Source organism: Micromonospora sp. NPDC047620 (assembly GCF_043205005.1).
Taxonomy (GTDB): Bacteria; Actinomycetota; Actinomycetes; order Mycobacteriales; family Micromonosporaceae; genus Micromonospora.
On the sequence record NZ_JBIDDG010000018.1, the window covers coordinates 91,182 to 115,817 of the forward strand.

Here is a 24,636-nt window from a genome sequence, read left to right on the forward strand (position 1 = left end):
CATCCTGCCCAGCAGGGCAGCCTTAGGGCAAGATCCCTCCGGTCACGAAAGCAAGAGTTCCCGGTGACCGGCTCGACCACGGCCGCCCGCTGCTGGACGGAGCGGAGGGTCTCGCGAGCCGGCGCGGCTTCGATCCGTGGCAAGGACGTCACTCGCCGCGCCTGCCGAGACTGCACGCTCATGGCGTACCTGGCTTCGAGAAGTGGAATACCTGGCCCCGGGCCGCCGGGTCGCACGCCTGCTGCACCAGTCGGGCACCACCGGCTGTCGAACCGCCGGCGATGCCCAGACAGTGACCGCTGTGCAGGGGCCGGATCCGGTAGCCGGCCAGCGGGGCGGTGACCGGTTCGAGGCGGAACTTCTGCGCCCTGCTCATGTCGGCGGGGCAGGCGCCGTCGGCCACCGGGCTACCCACGGTGGTGGATGGGTCCAGGACGAGGGTGCAGCCCACTCCGTGGACCGGGTGATCCGCCTTGATGAGGTACCGGCCGTTCCCGGCGGCTTCGACGCGCAGCGGTGGCGATGCCGTGCCGCACGCGCTCTGCTGCAGCAGGTGGTTCGGATCTGCGGGCACCTCGCCGACGCAGAGGCCCGAGTTGGCCGACCGGATCTGGGTGGCACCGGGGGCGGGCACGCCATCGTCCGGTACGCGTTGCAGCTCGAAGACCTGGCCGGGGGCGGTCGGATCGCAGGTGAGCTGCACGGCCGGCGCGCCGGGGGTCGCCACGTTGCCGGCAATCCCGACGCAGAGACCGCTGTGCTCGGCCTGCAGGAGATGCCCGCGTAACACGGTGCCGTAAACCGGTATCAGCCGGAACCGGGTCTGCCCCGCCCCCGTCGCACAGTAGTCGTCCTCGATTCTCGCCCCGACCTGCGTGGAGTTGTCGGCGACACGGGTGCAGCCGCGCCCGTAGACGGGATGGTCGGTGGTGATCCGGTAGAGATCGTCGCCCGCGGTTACCACCGACATGTCGGGGATCGAGCCGGCGCACCCGGTGAGCAGCAGGGCACCGCTGTCGTCGCCGCTTTTCTCCCCGAGGCACAGGTTGGCGTACGGGGCGAACAGTCGCAGCGGGCCGGGCGGCGGCGGGGCGGCGATCCCCGAGATGGCCCGGATCTCCTCCGCGACCGCGGCCCGGTCAAGGACCCGGAGCTGATCCACGACGCCGTTCCACGACGCCTGCCACCCACCGTTCCACCACGCCCGCCCCACCTGGAGGGATCCCCTCGCCGGCCACGGGGTCACCTTCGTCCCCCGGTTCGTGCTCAACCGGCCATTGACGTAGAGGCGCAACTCGCTCGCCGGCGCGTCGTAGACACCGGCCAGGTGGGTCCACGCGCCGCGCTGCGGCGCACCGTCCGAGACCGCCATCGAGACCCGGTCCATCGTGGGCAGCAGCGCGTCGTCGTACGGAACCGCGAATATCCAGCGGTTACGGTCGGCGCTGTACTCCAGGCTGAATCCGCTGCTGTGGTCGCCCTGTTGGCTGACCACGGCCCGCCGGCCACCGGTGTCGTCCAGTTTCACCCAGCCGACGATGGTGAAGCTGCTGGTGGTGCGGATGACGGGACCGGCCGTGGCGGCGTACCCACCGGCGCCGTTGAAGCCGAGACCCTTGCCGCGGCCATGGCCGGCGGCGTCGCGGTCCACCTCCGGACCGACGGTCAGCCGGTGCTTGTTTCCCGACTGGTCCGGCACTGAGGGCCCGGGCAGGTCGAAGTCCCACTCACCGCCGGAGCCCTCCAGGTTGTCACCGATCAACTCGCGGATCTGCCCGAGGCTCAGCGCGCCCTGCTGGAGCACCGGTTCGTCGATCGTTCCGGGAAACCACTCCACCGGCCAGCCCCGGTTGCGGCCCATGCCCACCAGGGTCTGCCCGGTGGCGTTCCAGGTGCCGTGGTGCGCGACGGCTCCGGTGAGCGCGCCGTTGACGTAGAGCCGCAACTGTCCGGCTTCCTGGTCGTACACCCCGGTCAGGTGGGTCCACACCCCCACCTCGGGTTCGGTGAGGGAGTACACGGTCGGCCACGCTCCACCGTCGCCGCTGTCGGTGCTCGGCATGGCGAACGCCCACCGCCGCGCCCAGGGGTCGTACCGCAGGGTGAAACCGCTGAACATGGTGCCGTTCTGGCTGAGGACCGTGGCGAACTCCGCGCTGTCGTCGAGGTGCACCCAGGCGGCGGCGGAGAAGCTCTGGTCGGTGCGCAGCACCGGACCGGCGGTGTACGCGTAGCCACCGCCGCCGTCCAGGCGAAGCCCGCCGCCGTTGCGGCCCGTTGACCAGGACGCGCCGGAGCCGGACAGGGTCAGGATGTGCCCGTTGCCGGTCTCGTCGGTGGCAGTACGCCCCTCGGTCTCCTCGAAGTGCCACCGGGCCTGAGGGCCCCACGGTTCGGGTGTCATCCGGTCGCGGATCTCCGCCTCGTTGACGGTGCGGTCGAACAGCCGCACGTCGTCCAGGGCGCCTTTCCACCGATCCGGATGGAAGCCGTGCCAGGAGGTGGTGCCGATGGCCGCTCGTCCCACGGCGTTCCAGCCGCTGCGGTGGGCGGCGATGCCCGCGAGCCGGCCGTTGACGTAGAGCCGCAACTGCCCGGCGGCGTGGTCGTAGACGCCGGTGAGATGGGTCCAGACGCCGACCTGCGGGGTGAGTTGCGTGGAGCTTGCCTGACCGGCCGCCACCTGCTCGGTGGTGGCGTCCTCCGCCGCCATCTCGAACACCCAGGCGCGCGGCCAACTGCTGTACTTCAGCGCGAACCCGGGGTGTCGTTCGCCGGCCTGGCTCAGTACCGTGGCCCAGTCACTGTCATCGGCCAGCTTGACCCAGGCCATCGCGGTGAAGCTGTCGTCGGTGCGCACGACGGGCCCGGTCGTCGCGGCGAAGGTCTGCTCCGACCCGTCGAGCACGAGGCCGCCAGAGCCGCGGCCCGGGCCGAACGTCGCCGCCCCGGTCAGCGTCGCGTCGTGCAATCCGAGAGTGTTGTCCCAGGCCACCTGGCCGTAGTCCTCCATCTGCCAGCTGGCCACGGCCTCGCTGAGCGGCTCGGTCTGGAACGAGTAGACACGCTCGGGTCCCCGCTGGCCGGCCCGGTCCACGCTGGCGACGACCAGGGTGTTGTCGGATGGTTGGGTGGGCACGACCCGCACCCGCGACTGCCCGTCGACCGCGGGCACCTGGGGTTGCTCGTAGCCGTTGACGGAGTAGCTGAACCCGACGACATCCGGGTCGCCGTTGGCGCTGAGCCACACCTCGCCGGCCTCGTACTGCCGGCCGCTCCGCTGGTCTTCGGGGAAGGCTGCCGAGGTGACGGCAGGGACGGTGGCCGGTGGGCGGGTGTCGATGGTGAAGCGGCACCACGCGCTCCACGGGCCCGCCGTCTTCGAATCCACCGTCCTGGCCCGCCAGAGGTAGCTCTCGCCCTCGGTCAGGGGGGTGGTGATCCGGACGTGCGCCGGCGTGCCGGGGTCGGCCAGTTCTGTGGATCTTTCGCCGAGCACCTGCCCGGCGCTGGTCGCCCACTGGAACGTCGCCCCGAACAACTGGACGTCCCGGTCGGCGTCGATGGGCATCGCGGTCAGGGTCGGAGTCGGGTTGGGGACGAAACCCATCGAGTCGTCGACGCAACCGGACAGTTCCGGGACCTCCGGCACGGTGTTGTAGGTCACGAACAGTTTCGTCTCCGCGGGATCGAACTGCTTCGCCCCGTTCGCTCCCGCCGTCTCGTCGGATGCGAGCGCGAGGGTGATGGTGCGGGTCCGGGCTGCCGCCGCCTGCGTCACCGCGGCGGTGGCGTCGAGTTCGAGGTGGCCCGCCGCTTCGAGGCAGGGGCTTGCGCCGTCCTCACCGCCCTTCGCGGCGCTCACCGTGTCGAGTCTGCGCTCGACGAGCAGCGGCGGCGCCGTGTTCCAGGTCATGCTGGCCGTGATCGCACCGGTCTGGTACAGGTGCACCGGTTCGGGGGTGCACGAGTACGCCCACGACTCGTAGGGGCGGAACTGTGCCGTCTCGATGACCTTGCCCGCCACGGCGGAGACGTTCATCTCGAAGTAGGACCGGAACCGGTCGGTGGTGGACTCCCGCGGGTCCCGGCCCACCTGGGCCTGGAACTGGGCATGGTCCCACCAACCGTGGTTCGGCAGGTCCTTCTCCACCATCAGCCAGTGCTCCCGATAGCCGGTGAAGTCCGGATCGAGGTACAGCGGGAAGCGGATCCGTGGGTCGGCGAGCAGGGCCGTGTCGGGGGTCAGGGTCAGCCGTCCGGCGGCGACCGTCAGGCCCATGGGCGCGTACCGGGTGCGTCGACCGGGGCGGGCGTCAGCCCCGACGTCGGTGGAATCCCACATCCAGGCGGTGCCCGAGCTGAGGACCGGACGGCCCCGCCGATCGGTCAACTCGACGCCCCCGGCGGCGTTGCGTCGCACGGTCAGGCCACGGGTCCGCAGGCCGAACGAGATCCGCGCCAGAGCGGGGTGGCGTGCTGCTGCCGCCGTCTTGACCACGAGCATCTCGGCGAAGCCGGTCGGGGTGGCAGTGACTCGCAGGTCGACGCCGGGCAACACCTCCGGATAGGTGGCCGTGTCCGCGTCCAGCACCGGCCGGGGCAACCGGGTGGGCCAGCCCAGTTCCACCGAGCCTCCCTCGGTGGTCAACCGGGCCATCGGCGCTCGCCCACCGCCGGAGAGCACCAGATCGGCGGCGGCGACCGGGACGACCGCGCCATCGGGGCGGGCCCGCAACCGGGTGTCCAGGGGCACCCATCCGCCGTCCCGGCGTATCCGCTGTGGCCCGTGACTGATCTCGGCCGTGAAGCTGCCGTTCGGGTTGGCGAAGATCCGCGTCGTCGGGGTGGTCCGGTCGGTCAGTTCCACCCGGCGGCCACTCCGGGCGGCCTGCACGCTGGCGGGGACCGGCGCGTCAGGGGTGGTCGCCGGCTCCGTCGTCAGGACGGCCGTCGAGGCGGTGAACGAGCCGGGCAGGGTGAGCAGGCTGGCCGCCAGGGTGCCTGCCACCAGCGTTGCCGTGAGCGGTCTGCCCCAGCGGACGGTCACGACAGCCGCCAGATGATCGACGGCAGCGACGGCGCCGGCTGCTCACCCGGCAGGGCCGGGCGGGACCCGGAGCCACCCCACCACGGCGACAGATTCCAGCGCACGGGCAGCGCCGGGCGCACGGCGGGCACACCGCGGATCGCCGAACCCCACTCCGCTCCCGCCGCGGACTCCCACACGATGCTCTGGTCGATCGGTCGCGGCGTCAGGCACTGGTTCCAGCCGACGCAGGGTCGCTCCTGGTACTGGACCACCGGCGTGTCGTAGTCGTACGGGTCGTAGTCGTAGTAGTCGTCGTCGTGCCAGTCGCCGCCGCCCCCGCCGACGCGGTCCTCCCAGGTGATGACATCGCCGCCGGCCTCGAACCCCCAGTCGATGTCCACCTTCGCCGGTACCGGCTTCTTGGTCGTACGGGACGTGCCGCTGCCGCGCTTGGGCTTCGCGGCGTCCGACGACCGGTTCTTCTTCGGCCCGACGCCCATCACGACGTCCTTCAGCGGGCGCCAACCGTTCAACGGCCAGGACCCCCACTCGACGCGCGCCGAGGAGGGACCGGCCCTGTCGAGGGCCGCCCGGGCGTTGTTCACCGCACCCGTGAGGATCCGGTTGATGACGGTCCCCGGGTGGACCTTGACGGTCTTGAGGCCGTCCGGGTCGCTGAAGGTGGTGGGGTTGTGGCTGCCGTAGGCGTATCCGCCGATCTGCTGCGGATCCCCGGTGTCGGTCACCGGATCGAGCGAGACGAACGAGCCGATCTCCGGGTCGTAGTCACGGGCGCCGAGGTGGACCAGCCCGGAGTCGGCATCGACGGTGCCGCCGACGAAGCCCCGGTCACCGGCCCAGCCGGCGGGGGAGGCGGCGTCCCGGCGCTGCCCGTACGGGGTGAGCCACCGCCGGGTGACGGACAGGTCGACGGCGCTGATCTGCGTGTCGGCGGTGCCGTGGTGGTCACCGACGGCCCAGCTGAGCGCGCCGCCCCGACGTATCGCCACGATCTCGCCGTTGTGCCGGTAGTAGCGGGTGCCGGTGATCTGGCCGTCGGGAGCGCGGTGCAGCTCGGTGTCCCCGAGGTACAGGGTCGTGCCGGCGGAGTCCCGACGCAGCACCCGGTTGCCCTCCGCGTCGTAGCCGAACGACGACGTCTTCCCGGCCTCGGTCACCGAGGCCAGCCGCCCCTCGGCGTCCCACTCGAGGCGCTGGTCGTTGCGGGTCAGCAGACGGCCGTCCGTGTCGTAGGTGTACGTGTCGGTGCGGCGGCCGCCGTCCGGCTCCTCGACCGTCACGGAGCGCAGGGTGTGCGGCTGGGCGGCGCCGGGCGCCGGGTACTGGTAGGTGCGGGTCCTGTCGCCGGCCGCGCTCCGGCGGGTCTCGACAGCCCGGTTGCCCGCGGCGTCGAACGTCCACTGGTCCCAGTAGGCTGCGGGGCCGCCGAGCCCGGCGACGATCGGGGCGACCGCACAGCCGCCGGCCGCCGGCGTCCACGCCTCGGTCAGCCGCCGCAGCCCGTCGTAGCGCAGGCACTGCGTGTCCGCACCGGCGGCGTCGGCGATCCGCGTGACGTTGCCGACCTGGTCGTAGTCGTAGGAGACGTCCCCGGCCGGGGATTGTCCCTCCCGCGCGGTGGTGGCCCGGGTGAGCCGTCTCGTCGCCGGGTCGTAGCTGAACGTCCGGATCACCTGCCGGCCGGCTGCGCCGAGGGTGTAGCTCTTCGGCTCGCCGGTCTTCTCGTAGGTGGTGGCGGTGACATACCCGTTGGACAGCGTGGTCGGCCGGCCGGTGGTGTCGTAGCCGTAGCGCAGGGTCTCGGTGGCGGCCAGGCCGCCGCTGGCGGCGGCGGGCAGCGTCAGGGTCGACGTGTAGGGCTGGTTGTCCTCGTAATAGACGTGGCTCGTCTGGTAGGTGCCGGCGAGCCCGGGCTCGGCGACGGTGACGGCGGTACCGGTTATCCGGCCGCGTGGGTCGTACCCGGTGACGGCGGTGACGATGTCGCCGGTGGCGGCGTGGCGGGTGGTGGTGGCCGGCCTGCCCTTGCCGTTGGCCGCGGTGTCGTACGTCCAGCCGGCGAGCAGGGTGCCACCCTCCCGCAGGCCCGTCCGGCGGCCCAGCGCGTCATAGGAGGTCGTCAGGGTCCGGCCGTTTCCATCGGTGCTGGTGACGATCCGCCCCTCGTCGTCGTAGGTGCTCGTCCGCACCCCGGCGTCCGGCGTCTCGCTGCGCGTCTGCCGGCCCCGCCGGTCGTAGTGATAGCGCCACACGTTGCCGGCGTGGTCGGTGACCGTCGCGAGTTGCCCGAGCCGGGTGTAGGTGTACCGGGTGCTCCGGTGGTCGCCGGTGGGTGCGCCACCGAGGAACTGCCGCAGCTCCACCGGGTGCCCCCGGGCGTCGCGGATCTCCTGCGTCGCCGTGCCCCCGGTCGGCGGGTCCACGGACGTGCGGTCCCCGTCGTGGTGGGTCGTGGTCCGCCATTTCTCGACACCGCCGGAGTAGAGCACCTCCGCGCTCTGCCGGCCCGCGCCGTCGTAGCCGAACCGGGTCTGCGCCGGCACGGCGGCAGGCTGGGCGACCAGGCCGGTGCCCGGCGTGCCCGCGTCGTAGCGGGGCGCGGTGGTGGAGGCGATCCGGCCGTGGGAGTCGTACCGCGTATCGGTGAGGATCCGGCCGCCGCCCGGCGCCGGCTGCTGGACCTGCCGGGACCGCAGGAACCCGTCGAACAGTTCGACGCTGGTGCGGTAGGTGTTGCCGCTGCCGATCAGCTCCTGGCTGGTCACCGCGCTGGCGGCGGTGTCGCGGACCAGATACGTGTAGCGGCGGTTGGGGGTGGCGGTGGTGGCCCGGCCGGGCAGCCAGACCGACGTCAGCCGACCGAGTGGGTCGTATCCGCTGGTGCTGCTGGCGCCGTTGGCGTCGACCACGGTGACCGGCTGGCCGAGCAGGGGATGGAAGCTGGTGGTGGTGACATGCCCGGCGGGATTGGTGACGGTGGTCGCGGCGAGCGGGCCACCGACACCCGGGGTGTAGGCGGTACGGGTGAGATCACCCGAGGCGTCCCGCTGCTCGATCGGGCGGCCGTGCGCGTCCACGGTCGTCCGTTGGGTCGTGACGTACCCGGTTTCGGTGCCCTCCTGCACCTCGGTCACGTCGCCGGTTGTCGGCGCCGTGTCCCAGGAGTTGCCGTCGTACGAGTAGCGATGCTCGGCGAGGACCTCGGTGCCGGCGCAGTCGCCGGCGACCGTCACCTCGCGGGAGCGGGCGTTGACGATCCAGGCGGCGTCGTTGACGGCGTAGCTGGTCCGGACGCAGGTGTCGTCGCCGGGGTCCGCGGTGTCGCCCAGGTCGTGGCGCTCGGCGACGAGGCCGTGGCCGTTGTAGCCGTACCGCTGTTCCGTCGTCCGGGCACCGCCGGGAACCGTGGTCGTCGTGGTGACGGAGCGGACCTCGGTCACCCGGGCGCGCAGCGGCCCGGCGTCCCGGACCCGCTCGGCGGTCACCGGGAGCTGCACCGGCGCGGCGACGGTACGCGACACCACCGCCGCGTTCGGCCCGTCACCGTCGTACACGGTGCTCCACCTGGCGAACCCGCGCAGCGGTGACTCGTCCCTGATGCTGTCGGTGGTGACGCTCTTGGTCGAACCGTCGGCGTTGCGGTCGCCGTCCATGCCGCGCAGGAAGAGGTGCTCGGTGAGGGTGCGGGGTCCGTCCACGCCGTCGCCGGTACGCACCCGCACCTTCTGGTAGCCGCGCCACTGCCCCCACGACTTGAACGCGTCGGGCACCAGTTCGGCGTCGTCGTGGTGCCAGGCGCCGCCGTCCAGGTACTCGTACTCGGTGATCTTCGGTTTGTCGCTGTCCCCGCCCACCCGGTCGGTCTCGGTGACCCGGCTGACGACGTACTTGGCAAACCAGTCGATCGTCGGGGTCTCCAGGTCGTGCGCCCAGTAGGCCGGGTAGCAGCGGGCGGTGTTGCGGTCCGGGACGGGCAGGCTCCCCGGCTGGCAGTCGGTCGCGGTGTAGAGGAGGCTGGTGCTGCCCCCGGTCTCGTTGCTGATCCGGCCCAACCGGAACTTGCGCATCGCCGGCTGGCTGTCGCCCTTGGTGTCGATCCGGTTCGGGGTGCCCTCCCCCTGGGGCGTGGTCGCCGGATCGAAACGGACCAACGGCATTGCGGCGGTGCCGCCGGCGTGCCCGGTGTGGGCGATCGACTCCAGCCACAGGGTCGGCGCCTCGCCGTCCTGCGGAGAGGGGAACGTGTGGGTGAACGTCCACGAGTCGACGTCGCGGTAGCCGCCGTCGTCGACCTGGGTGGTGACCTTCGCCAGCCGGCGGGTCGTCCAGAACGTCGGCGCGAGCGTCGGGCACGACGTCGACCCGCACGCCTGGTCCAGCGGGGTGTCCGGGTAGTCGGCCGGCCCGGACTGCTGGCAGGCCGAACCGGGCAGGCACCGTTCGGCCGAGGTGAACACCACCCGCGCCGCGGCTGGCGCGCTGTAGACCGAGCCGAGCCGCAGGCCGTACTCGATCCGCCGCACGTTGCCGGCGCGGACGTACGGGGTGACCGCCGACGGCGAGCCGTTGCGGCCGTACGAGTTGGTCTCCCGCTCGTAGTGGTAGGCGGTGACGTCGCCGTGCGGGGTCACCACGAAATCCAGGTTCCAGCGGTACGCCTGCTGGCACCACGAGACGGCGAAGGACGCCCCGTGGCACGGCTCGCCGACGTGGTTGCCGTAGACCGGCACGGTGAACGCGGAGTCGGTCTCCGCCGCACCGTCCGTCCAGCCCGGCATCCGGTTGCGGCCGAAGAAGAACTGCGTGCCGTCCGGCGAGGTCAGCCTCCAGTACTCGCCCCGGTCCCCGGGCGCGGTGCCGGACGGGGCGTCGCCCTCGTCGCCGTTGGCCGCCCCGGTGAGCAGGTCGGCCCGCCAGCCGCCGTCCTGCTCGGCCCGCCAGGTGCCGGTGGCGTCGTCCCGGACCAGCTCGCTGTTGAGGCCGGGCAGCGACACGGTAGCGCTCTGCACCGGCTTGCCGGCGGCGTTGGACGCCCAGCACAGGTCGCCGATCCCGGCCTGGCCGTCGTCCGCGCACGGCTGGTAGGACCGTTCGATGAACCCCGGCTGCGACTCGAAGCCCTCCCCCACCCAGGACGGCTGGTTGTTGGTCGCCGCCGTCCGGCCGTCGACCCGCGCCGAGGAGTAGTCCAGGGCGAGCACCGGCGCGCCGCCGGGCAACTGCGGGGTGCGCATCGGGTACGACCAGCTGAAGTCGCCGGACTGCAACCCCACCTGCCAGGTCGCCGACGGGGTCAACGAGGTCGGCTTGAAACTGCCGGCCGCCCCGCCCGGCGCGGCGGTCAACGCGTACGTCCCGTCGGTGACCTGCGCCGTGACGCGGGCGGCGCGGTGGTTGTTGGCCGAGGCGACCGGCTGCGCCCGGCCGCAGGCGGGACCGGCGGTCAGCGCGCAGTCCGGCAGCCTGACCAGTCGCAGCCGGGTGGCATAGTCGCCGCCGTACGCGGCCCGGAATCCCGAGTAGTCCAGCTCCAGCTTCGAGCGCCCCGGCTTCGCGCCGGCGGCCGGTGCGTGCCGGACCCGGACCACCATCCCGCGTACCTGAGCCTTGGCGGTGGCGGCCCGGTCGGCGACCTCGACGGTCACGGTGCCGGCCCCGCCGTCGGCGGCGCTCACCCACAGCGGCAGCGCACCGGCCCTGCTGCTCGCGGCGGTCCGGCGTACCTCGACTCGGGTGGCCTCCGGCCACGTGATCGCAGGAGCCTTGCGCACGGCCAGCTTCTGCGAGATGTCCTCGCCCCGCGGGGCGACGGCCACCAGCGGGCCCGGCCGTTCCCGCCCGGCCGCCTGGCCGTCCCGCGCCCCGGGCACCGTCACCGTGGCGGCGACCAGCGCCGCGACGAGCAGCCCCGTACGAACAACACGCATCCGAACCCCTCCGCGACGACTGAGCCCGACCCGTCGTACGACGGGTCGGGCTCAGCGTCAGGCACCTGCGTACATCAGGGCGTACACCGCCAGCTCTGCAAACGAACTGGAAGGTCCTGCGCGACTACGGTCGCGCCGCCCGCGCATTGACCGATGCCGCCTCCGGCATCTCCCACCTGCACAACACCGCCCTGACCTGGTGATCGCCAACCCGGCCGCAGGCAACCCCTCCGCATAGTTACGAGACAGCCCAAAGAGGGCTTGGGCGTGCCCGTTGTCTCTACTTCCAGCGTTTATCGATCTGGTCATTGACCTGCTCCCCGACCCACATACCAGCGATAGCACCAAACGTGGCGCCGATCAACGCACCACCGGCCGCACCGATAGGACCGATAGCGAGGCCTACCCATGCTCCTGCGGCAGCGCCAGCCTTGGCCCCAGCCCAACCGGCGGCAAAGTCGACCCCAGTCTTGGTGATCGCCTTCCCGGCAGAGTCGCCGGCGGCGAGGCTTTCACCAAGCGTTAGTGCGGACCCCAGCACAGCTACTCTGCGAGCCGCTGATTTGAGGCCAGGTGTATCCAGCCTGGGGTGATTCTTAGTCCGAGCAACTTCTTTCGCCAACGGCGATTCCTTCCGGAGCTTTCGCTGAGCGTCGGTGTACGACCTCAGACCCCCCAGGCCAGCATTCGCGACGTTCGCCCCGTTCGCCCCGCGCTTGTATGCGTTGGGTTCCTTGTTCTCGCCGGTCGCCGACTTTCCGCCCTTGGCACTTCTCGGCAGGTTGATGTTCTTGGACTTCTTCGGCTTGTTCGTCGCGTTGTCCCGCCGGCAGGCGGCATTACAGCCGGGATCCACCTTCGTCCGCTTGGCCTTGGGCTTCGGCTTGTTCGTCGCGTTGTCCCGCCGGCAGGCGGCGTTGCAGCTCGCCGCGGTCGCCCGGGACGCCTTCGACTTCGTCGTCTTCGACTTGACCGACTTGGACGGCTTGCTGGTCTTCTTCGACTTCTTGTACGTCACTCCCCCGGCCTCGCGGAACAACCCGTCGGGGTCGCTGAACGTGGTCGGGTTGTTGTCGGAGTAGGCGTACCCGTGCATTTGCTGCGGCTCGAAGATGTCGATGATCGGGTCGACGGAGAGGAACCGCCCGATCGCCGGGTCGTACTCGCGGGCGCCGATGTGGGTCAGGCCGGTGTCGGCGTCGATGGTGCCGCCGACGAAGCCCCGTTCCCCCGGCCAGAGGCCGGTCCCGCCGCGAGCGCCGCCGTACGGGGTGAGCAGCCGCCGGGTCACCGCCATGGTGACCGAGTCGACGGCGATCTCGCCCGTGCCGTGGTGGTCGGAGAGCAGCCATGTCAGCTTGCCGCCCTTACGCAGCGCGACGGTTTCGCCGTCGTGCGCGTAGTAGCGGGTGGCCGTCACCGCGCCCCCGCCGGTCGCCTGGTGCACCTCGGTGTGCCCCAGGTAGAGGGTGGTGCCGGTGCTGTCCCGGCGCAGCAGCCGGTTGCCGTCGGCGTCGTAGACGAAGGAGGACGTCGTGCCGTTCGCGGTCACGCTGGCGACGTGCCCCTCGGCGTCCCAGGTGAGGGTCTGCTCGGTGCCGTTGACGGTCCGGCCGGTGGTGTTGCCCTCCGCGTCGTAGGTGAACGTGTCGGTCCGGTCGACCGAGGGGCCGGTGGTGCGTACCGACTTCAGGGTGTGTGGTTGGGGTGTGCCCGGCGCGGGATAGGCGTAGCTGGCGGTGGTGTCGCCGCCCGCGCTGTGCCGGGTTTCGGTCAACCGGTTGCCGACCTTGTCGAAGGTCCAGCTCTGCCAGTAGCTCGCCGGCCCGCCCAGCGCCGCCGCCGAGCGGGGGGTCGCGCAGTTTCCGTCCGCCGGCGTCCACGCCTCGGTGAGGCGCCGCAGGTGGTCGTAGTCGAAGCATTGGACGTCGCTGGTGACGGCCTCACCGATGCGCTGGACGTTGCCGGCGGGATCGTAGGTGTAGGCGGTGTCGGCGACCGGTGTCGTGCCGGGTGCCATGGCCTTCGCGCGGGTCAGGCGTCCGGACGCCTCGTCGTAGGTCAGGTCCCGGGTCACCTGCATGCCGCTGGCGCCGAGCACCTTCCGGGTGACCTCGGCGGTCCTGCTGTAGACGGTGTCGGCCACATAGGCCACCCCGGTCGCCGTCAGCGACTTCGGCAGCCCGAGGCTGGTGTAGGTGGATTTCAGGGTCTCGGTGGGCAGGTCGCCGGCCGAGGGCAGATTCGTCTCGGTGACCTGGCCGACCGCGTTGTAGCGGAACGTGGTGTCGTAGGAGCGGCCGAGGTTGCCCTCCGCGCCGGGGATGACGACCGAGGCGCCGGTCGGTTGGCCGGTCGCGTCGTAGCCCGCCACCCTGGTCTCGTAGGCGTCGGAGCCCGCGTACCGCGTCGTGCCGGTCAGCAGGCCGACGCCGCCCGGCAGGGTGTCGAACGTCCACTCCGCCAGCTTCCGACCGGACAGCGAGTCCTCGTGCACGGCAGTCTTTCGGCCCAGCGGGTCGTACGCCATGGCCAGGGTGCGGCCACGACCGTCGGTGGTGGTGACGAGCTGGTCGGCGTCGTCGTAGCCGAACCGCTGGGTACCGGCGTCCGGATCCTCGGTGCGGATCTTGCGGCCACGCAGGTCGTAGTGGTGTCGCCAGACGTTGCCCGCCGGGTCGGTGACCGTGGCGAGCTGACCGGCCCTGGTGTACGCGTACCGGGTGGTGTCGTAGCCGCTGGTCACGCCGGCGGTGTGCTGCCGCAGCTCGGTGGTGCGCCCGTCCGCGTCGAAGACGGTCGTGGTGGCGGTGTCCCCCGCGGGCGGGGTCACCGAGACCCGGTCACCGCCGTAGCTGGTGGTGGTGCGCCACTTCTCCACGCCCTTGGACAGGAGCAGCTCCGCGGTTTCCCGCCCGACACCGTCGTAGACGGTGCGGGTCTGGGACGGGACCACGGTGTCGGCGGCGGTGGCGAGCGCCTTGCCGGGCAGCCCGGTGGTGTAGTAGTCGGCGTTCTCCTTCCAGTCCCGGCCGTGCGAGTCGTAGAAGGTGTCGGTGACGATCCGGCCCAGGCCGTCGGGCGACGGCTCCTGGGTCTGCCGTTCCCTCAGGAAGCCGTCGAGGAGGTTGTAGGAGGTGGCGTAGGCGAAGCCGCTGCCGAGCAGCGTGCGCGTGCCGACCACGCTGGGCGCGTCCCGGCGTACGTCATAGGTGTACTCGATGTTCGGCGTGGTGGTCGCCATGGCCCGGCCCGGCAGCCACACCTTGGTCAGCCGGCCGAGCGGGTCGTAGGTCAGGTCGGTCCGTCGTCCGTTGGCGTCGACCACGTTGACCGGGTCGCCGGCGACGGGGTCGAAGGTGACGGTGGAGGCGTGCCCGAGCGGGTTGGTGGTGACCGACCTGGTGACCGGGCCGCCGGTGGCCGGGGTGAAGGCGACGGTGCTGGTGCGGCCGAGCACGTCGGTGACGGAGGTCGCCCGACCGTGGTCGTCGACGGCGGTGGTGTCGACCGTCTGCCAGACCGGCTGTCCGTCGGAGTAGTCCTTGACCTCCTCGGTCCTGGTCACGTCGCCCCGGGTGGGCGGCGTGCCGAAGGGCTGCCCGTCGTAGTGGTACCGCTCGTCGCTGACCAGGTCGTCCGGGTACGACGGCTGCTGGCCGCAGGGGCCGAGCGTCGTCGTCTCCCGCTTCTTGGTGTCGATGATCCAGTCGGTGCTGTTCTTGGTGTACTCGGTGACGGTGCACCGGTCGTCGTCGGTCGCCGCGACGTCACCCCGGTCGTGCTCCGAGACCGGCAGGCCGTCCTCGTCGTAGCCGTAGGTGACCTCCGTGGTCCGGGTGGCGCCGCCGGGCAGCGCCGTCGTGGTGGTCTCCGAGCGCTCGCCGGTCACCCATGCCTCCAGCGTCGCGCCGGTGGACCTCGGACGACTCGCGGTGCTCCTGATCTCCAGCGGGGTGCTCACCGTACGGGAGATCATGTTCCCGCTGACGCCGTCGTAGACGGTGGTCTGGCGGCCGAAACCCCGCCGGATCGGCTTGTCGGGGAGCCCGTCGACGCTGACCGACTTGGCGCCTCCGGCCGGGCCGGCCCGGTCGCCGTCCATGCCACGGAAGAAGATGTGCTCGGTGCGGGTCTGCGGGCTGTCCACACCGTTGCCGGTGATCACGTCGACCTTCTGGTAGCCCCGCCACTGGCCCCAGGTCTTGAACCGGTCCGGGGTCAGCTCGGCATCGTCGTGGTGCCAGGCGGCGTCCCGGTCGGGGTAGCGGTACCGGGTGACCTCTGGTGTCGCGCCGCCGACCAGGTCGGTTTCGACGACCTGGGTGACCACGTACTTCTGGAACCAGTCGAGCGTCGGCGTCTCCAGGTCCCGCGCCCAGTAGCCGGGGAAGCAGCGGTCCTTGTTGGTCTCGGGGGTGGGCAGGGCGGTCCGGACGCAGCCGGTCGGGGCGTAGGTCACCGATATCTGGCCGCCGGTCTCGTTGTTGATCTGTCCCAGGCGGAACTTGCGCAGCCCCGTCTGCGTGTCGCCCCAGCCGTCGACCCGGTTCGGGGTGCCCTCCCCCTCGGCGGTCGTCGCCGGGCCGAACGTGATCGTGGGCGTCGTGGCGGTGCCGCCGACATGGCCGGTCTGCACGATCGACTCAAGCCAGAGCGAGGCGGTTGAGCCGTCCGTCGGGTCGGGGAACGTGTGGGTGAACGCCCATGACTGGACGTCCTGGTAGCCGCCGTTGTTGACCTGCGTGGTGATCCTCGCCAGGCGTTTCGTGCCCCAGAAGGTCGGGGCCGGCGACACACAGGTGACACCGGTGCAGGACAGGTCCCACGGCACGTCCGGGTAGTCGGCCGGTTGGCAGGCCGAGCCGGGCAGGCAGCGTTCCGCGGTGGTGAAGAGCACCCGCGCGTCGGCCGGGCGGGTGAACAGGGTGTCGGCCCGCAGCCCGTGCTCGATCCGCTTCAGGTAGCTCGCCCGCACGTACGGCGTGGGCGCCGCCGGGTTGTTGTTGCGGCCGTAGTGGTTGGTCTCCCGGTCGTAGTAGTACGCCATCGCGTCGCCGTGCGGGTCGACCACGTAGTCGAGCTGCCACCGGTACGCCTGCTGACACCAGGAGTCCGCGAACGTCGCCCGGTGGCAGGGCTCGCCCGTCTCGTTGCCGAAGACGGGCACGGTGAGGGTGGAGTTCGTCTCGTCGCGTCCCGACGACCAGCCTGGCAGCTGGTTCAGCCCGAAGTAGTACCGGGTGCCGTCCGGAGCGGTCAGCCTCCAGTGCTCGCCCTTGTCGGTCGGCTTTCCGTCGCCGTCGCCGTCGTCGCCGTCGTCGCCGTTCCGGGCGCCGGTGAGCAGTTCGACGCGCCAGCCGTCGTCCTCCTCGGTGCGCCAGACGCCGGTGGCGGCGTCGCGGACCAGTTCACCGGCCACCCCGGGCAGAGACACCACGGCGTTCGCGGTCTCCCAGCACTCGTCGGTGACACCCGCCTGTCCGTCCTCGGCGCACGGCTTGTAGGACCGTTCGATGAAGCCCGGTTGCAGGTCGAACCCCTCACCCGCCCAGGACGGCTGGTTGTTGGTGGCGGCGGTCTTTCCGTCCACCGCCCCCGAGGAGTAGCCCAGGCCCAGTTCCGGCTCCATCCCCGGCACCGCCGGTGCCTCGATGGGATACGACCACCCGAAGTCGCCGGACTGGAGGCCGACCTGCCAGGTGGCCGACGGGGTCAGCGACGTCGGCGCGTAGCTGCCGTTCGCGCCGGCCGGGGCGGCCGTGACCGCGTAGAGGCCATCGGAGAGGCGGGCGGTGACGGTGCCCGCGCGGAGGTCGTTGCGGGTCCGGATCGGCTGCTGCGGCCCGCACGCCCCGCCCCGGGTCGCCGCGCACTCCGGCAGCTTCACCAGACGCAGCCGGGCGGCGTAGTCGCCGCCGAACGCACCCCGGAATCCGGAGTAGTCCACCACGACTTCAAGGTCGCGGGCCTTGCCGTCGGTGTGGGCGATCCGCATCGGCACGCCGGTGACACGGAACCGGCGGGCGGCAGCCTGGTCCAGCACCTCCACCCGTACCGGTGCCGTGACCCCGACCCGGACCGGCGTCTGCCCCGCCCGCAGCAGGGCCGGCCGACGACCGGACCGTGTCGCGCGGTCCCGCTCGGCATCCGTCAGGTTCCTCGGCCGCACCACGGACACGGCGGCATCCGGCCAGGACACCTCGGGTGCCCTGGTCACCAGGGGTGTCCGGTCCGGCGTCGGGGGACGAACCGGTACCGCCCGGGTGGGCACCACGGACACGGAGGCTGGCGCGGGCGGGGCGGCGGCCGTCGCCTTGTCCGCCATTGTCGGGGCGACCGCGCCGAGGGGCACAGCCACGACCAGGGCGAGCAGTGAAAGGGCGGATCTGGGCAGCCCGGGTAGCGGCTTTCGAGACATCACGGCGGCTCCAGTGGAAATGTGCCGACGGTCGGCCCAGACATGCTGCGGCGCTCCCGTACGAGGAGGCGTACACCGAGACGTCGGCCGAGTCAGCGACGCACCGACCAGGGCCGGGATCTGCGGTGCGGCCCCCGGCGCCGTCACGCATGCTGACGCCGTGGGTCGGCCCATGGCTGTCCCAGCCTGTCCCGGACAGTGCGAGAGGCTGGCTGGACAGCGTTGGGACATCGAGCATCAGGGCCCCGATCTCCTTCGCGGCCGTGTCGGACCCACACGGATCGCCCGCATCCCCTGAGGTGGCGATGAGCCTTTCGATCAGCCTGCTCGGTCCACTACTGATCCGGTCCGACGGCCAACCACTCCCGCCGCCCGTCGGACGCCAGCGGACGCTGCTGGCACTGCTGGTGAGCGACCTGGGACGAGTGACCAGCCGGGACCGGCTGATGACGGAGCTGTGGCCGGACGGCCCGCCTCCGTCCGCCGCGGTCAATCTCCGTGGATACATGTCCGGACTGCGCAGATGGCTTGCCGACAACTCGTCGCGCGACCGGCGGGCCGCGCTGCTTCGCGAGGGCGTCGGGTGGACGTTCTGGTTGCCTCCCGAACTCCGAGTGCGCCTCGACGTCCGGGACTTCGAGCGGGACCTCGCCGAAGGCCGCCGCGCCGCCGACGACGGCGATGTGCCCGCAGCCGCCGATCACCTCCGAGGCGCCATCGCACGGTACCGGGGCGCCCCCATGCAGGACGTGCCCCGCGGGCCGGTGCTGTCGTCATGGTCGGTGCTGCTGACCAACCGATGGATGGACGCGGTGGAGGACTACGCCGATGCGCTGCTGCAGATCGGGCGGTATGCGGCCACCCGGGATTTGCTGCATCACTTCGTCGAGCGGCATCCGTTCCGGGAACGCGCGTGGGGCCAACTCATGACGGCGTACAGCCGCTGCGGTGACACCGGTGCGGCTCTGGCTACCTACCAGGCCGCCCGGACGGCGCTCGTGGAGGGACTCGGCGTCGAGCCAGGAGCAGAACTTCAGGCACTGCACAATGCCGTGCTCCACCGGGATCCGGCCCTGACGTCGATGCTGGTGCTGCAACGTCACTTCGCCTCGGCGATTGCCGGCGCCGGCGAACGGCGGCGGAGCTCGGCGCGGCCCGACACTCCAGCCGCACTTGACTGATCTGTGGTCTCGGCGGGTCGGCGGTGCCGTCGGTCGGCGTGGAGCAGGCGTGGGCGGCGTGCGAGAGTGTGGGCCGGGCGGCGGTCGACGGCTGACCGAGCGCCCTTGAGCAGGGAAAGGCAGCCCGCCGATGTTCAACACCGCACGCCTGCAGGTCGTCCTCGAGATCGCCCGCCACGGCACCATCGTCGCCGCCGCGGAGCAGCTTCGGCTGAGCCCGTCCGCGGTCTCCCACCAGCTCGCCACCCTCGAGCAGGAGGCCGGGGTGGCGCTGGTGGAGCGGGGGCCGCGCAGCCTGCGGCTGACCACCGCGGGCCAGCGCCTGGCGGACTACGCGCAGCAGATCGTCGATCTGATGTCGGCCGCCCGGGACGAACTGGCCACGCACGGCAAGGGCCGCCAGGGAATGCTGCGGATCGGATTCTTCGCCACCGCCGGCACCGAGCTGCTGCCGCGCGCCCTGTCGAGCTTCACCCGCGAACATCCGCAGGTGGAGCTGGCGCTGATCCTGGGGCAGCCGCACGAACTGCTGCCCCGGCTGCAGCAGGGTGAGCTGGACCTGGTGGTGGTCTTCGACCATCCGCTGAGCCCGGCGCAGGAGTCGCCGCACACGAAGGTCCAGCCACTGATGGTGGACCCGCAACTGGTGGTGCTCCCCGCCGACCACCCGCTCGCCGGGCGGCGGCGGCTGCGGCTCGCAGATCTTGCCGCCGAACCGTGGATCACCACCCTCGGCGTGCAGGGTGAGGTCTCGGTGCTGGAGCTGGCGGCGCGGGCCGAGGGCTTCCCGCCCCGGGTCCGCTGCCGCAGCGACCACTACGAGGTGGTGCTGGGCCTGGTGCGGGCCGGTGTCGGGGTGGCGCTCGTGCCGTCGCTCGGCCTGGGCGATCCCGGCGGGGTGGCGGTGCGGCAGCTCGCCCACGCGAACCTGCACCGGGAGATCGGCGTGGCGCTGCGCCCCGGCAACCCCAATCCGGTGGTCGGCAGCTTCGTCGAGCGGCTGGCCGGCGCGGCGGCGACGCTCAGTCAGGAGCTGTCCGATCGGTGGGCTCCGGCGAGCCGGTCGACCGCCGCACCCCAGCGCCGCAGCTCGGCCACGGCCTCCCGCTCGGCCCCGGGCTCGAACGCGGCGATCACGGCGTAGACGACGGTGTGCCGGCCGGACACGATCCCGGTGTCGGCGCGTACCCCGGTGTCGGTGCCGGTCTTGTTCGCCACCCGGACGCCGTCGCTGGACCACGGGTCGTGGTCGACGGAGTCGGCGACCATCGTGCGGTCGGTGTTGCCGGCGAGCCAGCCGCGCAGCAGCCGGCACGCCTGCGGACTCTGCCAGGTCCCCGTCGCCACGTCCGCGAGGAAGGCGCAGAGCTCGTGGGCGGTGCCGGTGGCGAAGGTCCGCGGCACGTCGGGGCCGCGCTCGGCCCGGATCCGGTCGTGCACGGTGGTGTCCCGCAGCCCGGCACGGCGGGGCAGCTCCTGCACGGCCTCGAGGGTCACCAGCCGCAGCAGGGCGTTGGTGGCGGCGTTGTCGCTGACCGCGGCGACCGCCGTGGCCAGGTCGGCGACCGTCCATCGCCGAGGGGACAGCCGGCCGAGCAGTCCGGTGCCGCCGACCTCCCGGTCGGCGTCGAGCAGCTCCACCGGCTGGTCCGGCGCGAGCGTGGCGTCGGCGAGCCGCCGGGCCACCTCGGCGAGGAGCAGCACCTTGCCGACGCTGGCCAGCGGCAGGGCAAGGTCGGGGTCGGCGGAGACCGTGCGGCCGTCGTCCAGCCGGCGCACCATCGCCCCGACCCGCACCGCCGGCCTCATCGCGGCCCCGGCCGGGCGGGCTGCCGGTCCGGCACGGCCAGCACCCGGCCCGGCCGCGCGTCGGTGACCTCGCCGCCGTCCACCACGATCCGGCCACCGACCACCACGCACCGCACGCCGTGCGGAGGCGCCAGCGGATCGTCGTACGTGGCGCCGTCGGCGACCCGCTGCGGGTCGAGGACCACCAGGTCGGCGTGGTACCCGTCGGCGAGCAGCCCGCGCTCTGGTAGGCCGAAGCGGCGGGCAGGCATCGCCGTCATCTTGTGCACCGCCTCCGCCAGCTCCAGCAGTCCCACGTCACGAACGTAGTGGCCGAGGACCCGGGCGAAGCTGCCCGCCCACCGCGGGTGCGGGCGGCCCCCCTTCGGTACGCCGTCCGAGCAGAGCATGGTCAGCCGGCTGGCCAGCACCCGGCGTACGTCGTCCTCGTGCATCGAGTGGCTGAGGATCGTGACGTCGCCGCGTTCGGCGGCCAGCAGGTCGCAGGCGTAGTCGACCGGGTCGACGCCGCGCGCGGCGGCCAGCTCGGCGATCGTCTGCCCCTGGGCGTCGGTGTTGCGCGCGACGGACGCGACCCGGATCAGGTCCCAGCCGCCGTTTCCCACGGTGTTCTCCCAGCCCGGCACCCCGGCGACCAGGTCGGTGCGGATCCGGTCGCGGACCGCCGTATCGGCGACGGCGGTGAGCATCGCGGGCACCCCGTCGGCGATCAGCCACGGCGGCAGCATCGCGTGCAGGGCGGTGCTGCCCGCGGTGTACGGGTAGACGTCGCAGGTGACGTCGAGTCCCTCGGCGCGCGCGCGTTCGAGCCGGGCGAGGGTGCGGACGGTGGCGCCCCAGGCGCGCCGCCCGGCCGTCTTGTGGTGCGAGACCTGCAGTGCCGCCCCGGCCGCGGTGGCGATCTCGACGGCCTCTTCGAGGGCCGACTCGACCTGGGACATCTCGTCACGCAGGTGCGTCACGTACGGCTTGCCGTGCGCGGCCGCGACCCGGGCCAGCGCGATGACCTCGTCGGTGCCGGCGTTGACGCCCGGGGAGTAGATCAGGCCGGTCGACAGGCCGGCCGCGCCCGCGGCGAGCGCCTCGTCGAGCAGCCGGCACATGCGCCGCATCTCCTCGGGGGTGGCCCGCCGTTGGGCGAAGCCGACCACCGCGGCGCGCAACGTTCCGTGTCCGACGAGGGCGGCGAGGTGGTTGCGCCGGGCCACGCCCTGCGCGTCGGCGAACTCGGCGAACGACGCGTACGCCGACGCGGGCGGGCCGAAGGTCGCGGCGAGCAGCTCCCGCACCGGCCCGGCGTGTTCGGGTGGGACCGGGAAGGGGCTGATCCCGCAGTTGCCGCAGATTTCCGTGGTGACGCCCTGGACCAGCGGCGCCCGGCGCAGCACCTCCCGCTGCGCGTCGTCGCCGGCGAGCAGGTCGGAGTGGGTGTGCACGTCGATGAAGCCCGGCGTGACGGCCAGCCCGCTCGCGTCGACCACCTCGCTGGCGGGCGTGCGACTGCCCGGCGGCAGCAGCACGATCCGCCCGTCCCGGACGCCCACGTCGGCGGGGCGGGCCGGCGAGCCGCTGCCGTCGATCACGTCCCCGCCGGTGACCAGCAGGTCCAACCGCGCCATCAGAGGACCTTGGACAGGAAGGCGCGGGTACGGTCGTGCCGCGCCGCGGCGAGCACCTCGCGGGGTGGCCCCTGCTCGACGATCAGGCCCTCGTCCATGAAGACGAGGTGGTCGCCGACCTCCCGGGCGAAGCCCATCTCGTGGGTCACCACGATCATGGTCATCCCGCTCGCCGCGAGGTCCTTCATCACCTCCAGCACCTCGCCGACCAGTTCCGGGTCGAGCGCCGACGTCGGCTCGTCGAAGAGCATCAGCTTCGGCGACATGGCCAGGGACCGCGCGATGGCCACCCGCTGCTGCTGGCCGCCGGAGAGCTGTGCCGGGTAGTGGTGGGCGCGGTCGGCCAGGCCGACCCGGTCGAGCAGGTCGGCGGCGCGCTGTCGCGCGGCGGCCGCCCGGACGCCCTTCACCGCGACCAGGCCCTCCATCACGTTCTCCAGGGCCGTGCGGTGCGGGAACAGGTGGAAGCGCTGGAAGACCATGCCGATCGACTCGCGCTGCCGGCGCAGTCGCGCGTCCGGCAGCGGTCGCAGCCGGCCGCCGCGCTCCTCGTACCCGATCAGCTCGCCGTCGACGTAGACCCGACCCGCCTGCGGCTCCTCGAGGTGGTTGAGGCAGCGCAGCAGGGTGGATTTGCCGGATCCGGACGGGCCGACCACGCAGACCACCCGGCCGCGTTCGATGGTCAGGTCGATGCCGCGCAGCACCTCCACGCGGCCGAAGCTCTTGCGCAGGGACCGGCACTGCACCATCGGCGGGGTCATCGCGCGCTCCCCGTGAAGCGCAGGTTGCGGGTGATCCGCCCGCGCAGGGTGCCCGGAGCGGTGGCGCCGAAGCCGCGGCTGAACCGGCGTTCCAGGTAGTACTGGCCGATGCTGGCGACGGTGGTCAGGACCAGGTACCAGATGGACGCGACGATCAGCAGGGCGATCACCTCGAAGTTGGTCAGGTAGAGCCGCTGGGCGACGGTGAGCAGGTCGGCGCCGGCGATCACCGAGACGAGCGAGGTGGTCTTCAGCATGGAGATGAACTGGTTGCCGGTCGGCGGGACGATGATCCGCATCGCCTGGGGCAGCACCACCCGCTTCATGATCTTCGTACGCGACATGCCCAACGCCGCCGCGGCCTCCTGCTGGCCGGGGTCGACCGAGCGCAGGCCGGCCCGGACGATCTCGCTCATGTAGGCGCCCTCGTTGATGCTCAGCCCGAGCAGCGCCGCGACGAATCCGGTGACCAGCGTGTTCGTCTCCCAGGTCGCCAACTTCGGGCCGCCGAACGGCACGCCCAGCCCGATCTCGGGGAAGATCAGCGCGATGTTGAACCAGAAGATCAGCTGCACCAGCAGCGGCGTGCCGCGGAAGAACCAGACGTATGCCATGGCGCTGGCGCGCAGGGCACGGCTGTCGGAGACCTGCATCAGCGCCACGATGACGCCGAGCGCCACGCCGATCGCCATGGAGGCGGCCGTGAGCTGGACGGTGACCCATAGCCCTTCCAGGATGACCCGGTCGAACTGGTACTCGACGACGATGTCCCAGTGCAGGTTCGGGTTGATCGCGATGGTCCAGGCCAGCCAGGCCAGGATCAGGGCGGTCGCCCCGGCGGCCAGCCAGCGCCCCGGTCGCAGCGGGTGGCTGATCCGGTTCACGTCCGGGCCGGCGGGCCCGGCCGGAGCCGGGCCCTTGACGGTCGCATCCACCGGTGTGCTCATTTCTGGTCGTTGACCGTCGCGGTCTGCACACCGCTGCCCTGCACGCCCCACTTCTCGAGGATCTTGGCGTACTCGCCCGTCTCGATCAGCTCCTGGAGTGCCCGCTGGACGGCGTCACGCAGCTGGCTGTCCTTCTTGTCGATCGCGATGCCCCACGGGCCGGCCTCGTACTGGGCCTCCAGGACCTCGTACTTGCCGCTCTGTCCGGCGAGCATCTTGGCCACCGGGTAGTCGACGATGGTGGCCACCGCGCGCCCGGCGTCGATCTGCAGCAGGCCGGTCGGGGCGTCCTCGCTCTGCGAGATGGTCATCTTCTTGGCGCACGAGGCGTTCTGCTTCTCCCCGATGGCGAGGTTGGAGCTGCCCTTGGCGAGCACCACGGCCCGGCCGCACAGGTCCGCCAGGTCCTTCACCCCGGCCGGGTTGCCCTTCGCCACCATGATCGCGCCGCCGGCCTGGAAGTAGTCGACGAAGTCGACGGCCTTACGGCGCTCCTCGGTGTCGCTCATCGAGGACATCGCCAGGTCCCAGCGGTCGGCCTGCAGGCCCGGGATCAGGCCGGGGAAGCTGGCGTTGGTCATCTCCAGCTTCAGGCCGAGCCGCCCGGCGATCGCCGCCGCCAGGTCCGGGTCGACGCCGGTCAGCTCCTGGGTGCCCTCCTTGTACATCTCCATCGGCGGGTAGCCCTCGGCGGTGGCGACCCGGAGCACACCCTTCTCCTTGAGGGCGGCCGGGACCAGGTCGGCAGCCTTGGCGTCGGCGGCGACCGAGGCGGAACCGCCGGCCTGTGGCGTCTGACCGCTGGTCGAACGTCCGCAGCCGGCGACGGCGAGTGAGAGTGCGGCGAGACCGACGACAATGCGAAGCGCACGCTTCCTGACCACCGGGAACCTCCTGCCTGAGACGATGGCGGGG

10 protein-coding genes are annotated in these 24,636 nt (G+C 72.0%); 2 read left to right on the top strand and 8 right to left on the bottom strand.

Going from position 1 to position 24,636, the window contains the following annotated elements:
* Positions 1–178: 178 nt before the first annotated feature.
* The 3 genes from ACGF5C_RS22405 to ACGF5C_RS22415 all read right to left on the bottom strand — a co-directional run bounded on the left by ACGF5C_RS22405 (position 179) and on the right by ACGF5C_RS22415 (position 17,200).
* The gene (locus tag ACGF5C_RS22405) at positions 179–5,011 is read right to left on the bottom strand and encodes a LamG-like jellyroll fold domain-containing protein (RefSeq protein WP_393304433.1); all 4,833 of its coding nucleotides are present in this window, start codon (positions 5,009–5,011) and stop codon (positions 179–181) included.
* Positions 5,012–5,046: 35 nt separating this feature from the next.
* The gene (locus ACGF5C_RS22410; protein ID WP_393304434.1) at positions 5,047–10,980 is read right to left on the bottom strand and encodes an RHS repeat-associated core domain-containing protein; all 5,934 of its coding nucleotides are present in this window, start codon (positions 10,978–10,980) and stop codon (positions 5,047–5,049) included.
* Between the two features lie 280 nt (positions 10,981–11,260).
* Positions 11,261–17,200, bottom strand: coding sequence for an RHS repeat-associated core domain-containing protein (locus tag ACGF5C_RS22415; RefSeq protein WP_393304436.1), 5,940 nt, complete (start codon positions 17,198–17,200; stop codon positions 11,261–11,263).
* A gap of 506 nt (positions 17,201–17,706) precedes the next feature.
* Here ACGF5C_RS22415 and ACGF5C_RS22420 point away from each other — a divergent pair.
* Positions 17,707–18,582 (top strand): BTAD domain-containing putative transcriptional regulator, encoded by an 876-nt coding sequence (locus ACGF5C_RS22420; protein ID WP_393304476.1) that lies wholly within the window; start codon positions 17,707–17,709, stop codon positions 18,580–18,582.
* 130 nt (positions 18,583–18,712) lie between these two features.
* Entirely contained in the window at positions 18,713–19,726 is a 1,014-nt protein-coding gene (locus ACGF5C_RS22425; RefSeq protein ID WP_393304438.1) for a LysR family transcriptional regulator, read from the top strand.
* On the opposite strand, the gene ACGF5C_RS22430 is transcribed toward ACGF5C_RS22425, so the two are convergent.
* The 5 genes from ACGF5C_RS22430 to ACGF5C_RS22450 are packed head-to-tail and all read right to left on the bottom strand — an operon-like array spanning position 19,609 to position 24,605.
* The gene (locus tag ACGF5C_RS22430; RefSeq protein ID WP_393304440.1) at positions 19,609–20,391 is read right to left on the bottom strand and encodes a serine hydrolase; all 783 of its coding nucleotides are present in this window, start codon (positions 20,389–20,391) and stop codon (positions 19,609–19,611) included. The genes ACGF5C_RS22425 and ACGF5C_RS22430 overlap by 118 nt on opposite strands.
* Positions 20,388–22,010 carry an amidohydrolase family protein gene (locus ACGF5C_RS22435; protein ID WP_393304442.1) on the bottom strand — a complete coding sequence of 541 codons (1,623 nt, stop codon included), beginning with the start codon at positions 22,008–22,010 and terminating at the stop codon, positions 20,388–20,390. The genes ACGF5C_RS22430 and ACGF5C_RS22435 overlap by 4 nt, the downstream gene beginning before the upstream one ends.
* A complete protein-coding gene (locus ACGF5C_RS22440) occupies positions 22,010–22,774 on the bottom strand; it encodes an amino acid ABC transporter ATP-binding protein (protein ID WP_393304443.1) in 765 nt (254 codons plus the stop codon). The genes ACGF5C_RS22435 and ACGF5C_RS22440 overlap by 1 nt, the downstream gene beginning before the upstream one ends.
* Positions 22,771–23,721: an amino acid ABC transporter permease gene (locus ACGF5C_RS22445; protein ID WP_393304445.1), complete on the bottom strand. Its 951-nt coding sequence runs from the start codon at positions 23,719–23,721 to the stop codon at positions 22,771–22,773. The genes ACGF5C_RS22440 and ACGF5C_RS22445 overlap by 4 nt, the downstream gene beginning before the upstream one ends.
* Positions 23,718–24,605 carry an ABC transporter substrate-binding protein gene (locus tag ACGF5C_RS22450; protein ID WP_393304447.1) on the bottom strand — a complete coding sequence of 296 codons (888 nt, stop codon included), beginning with the start codon at positions 24,603–24,605 and terminating at the stop codon, positions 23,718–23,720. Before ACGF5C_RS22450 ends, ACGF5C_RS22445 begins: the two co-directional genes overlap by 4 nt.
* Positions 24,606–24,636: the final 31 nt, after the last annotated feature.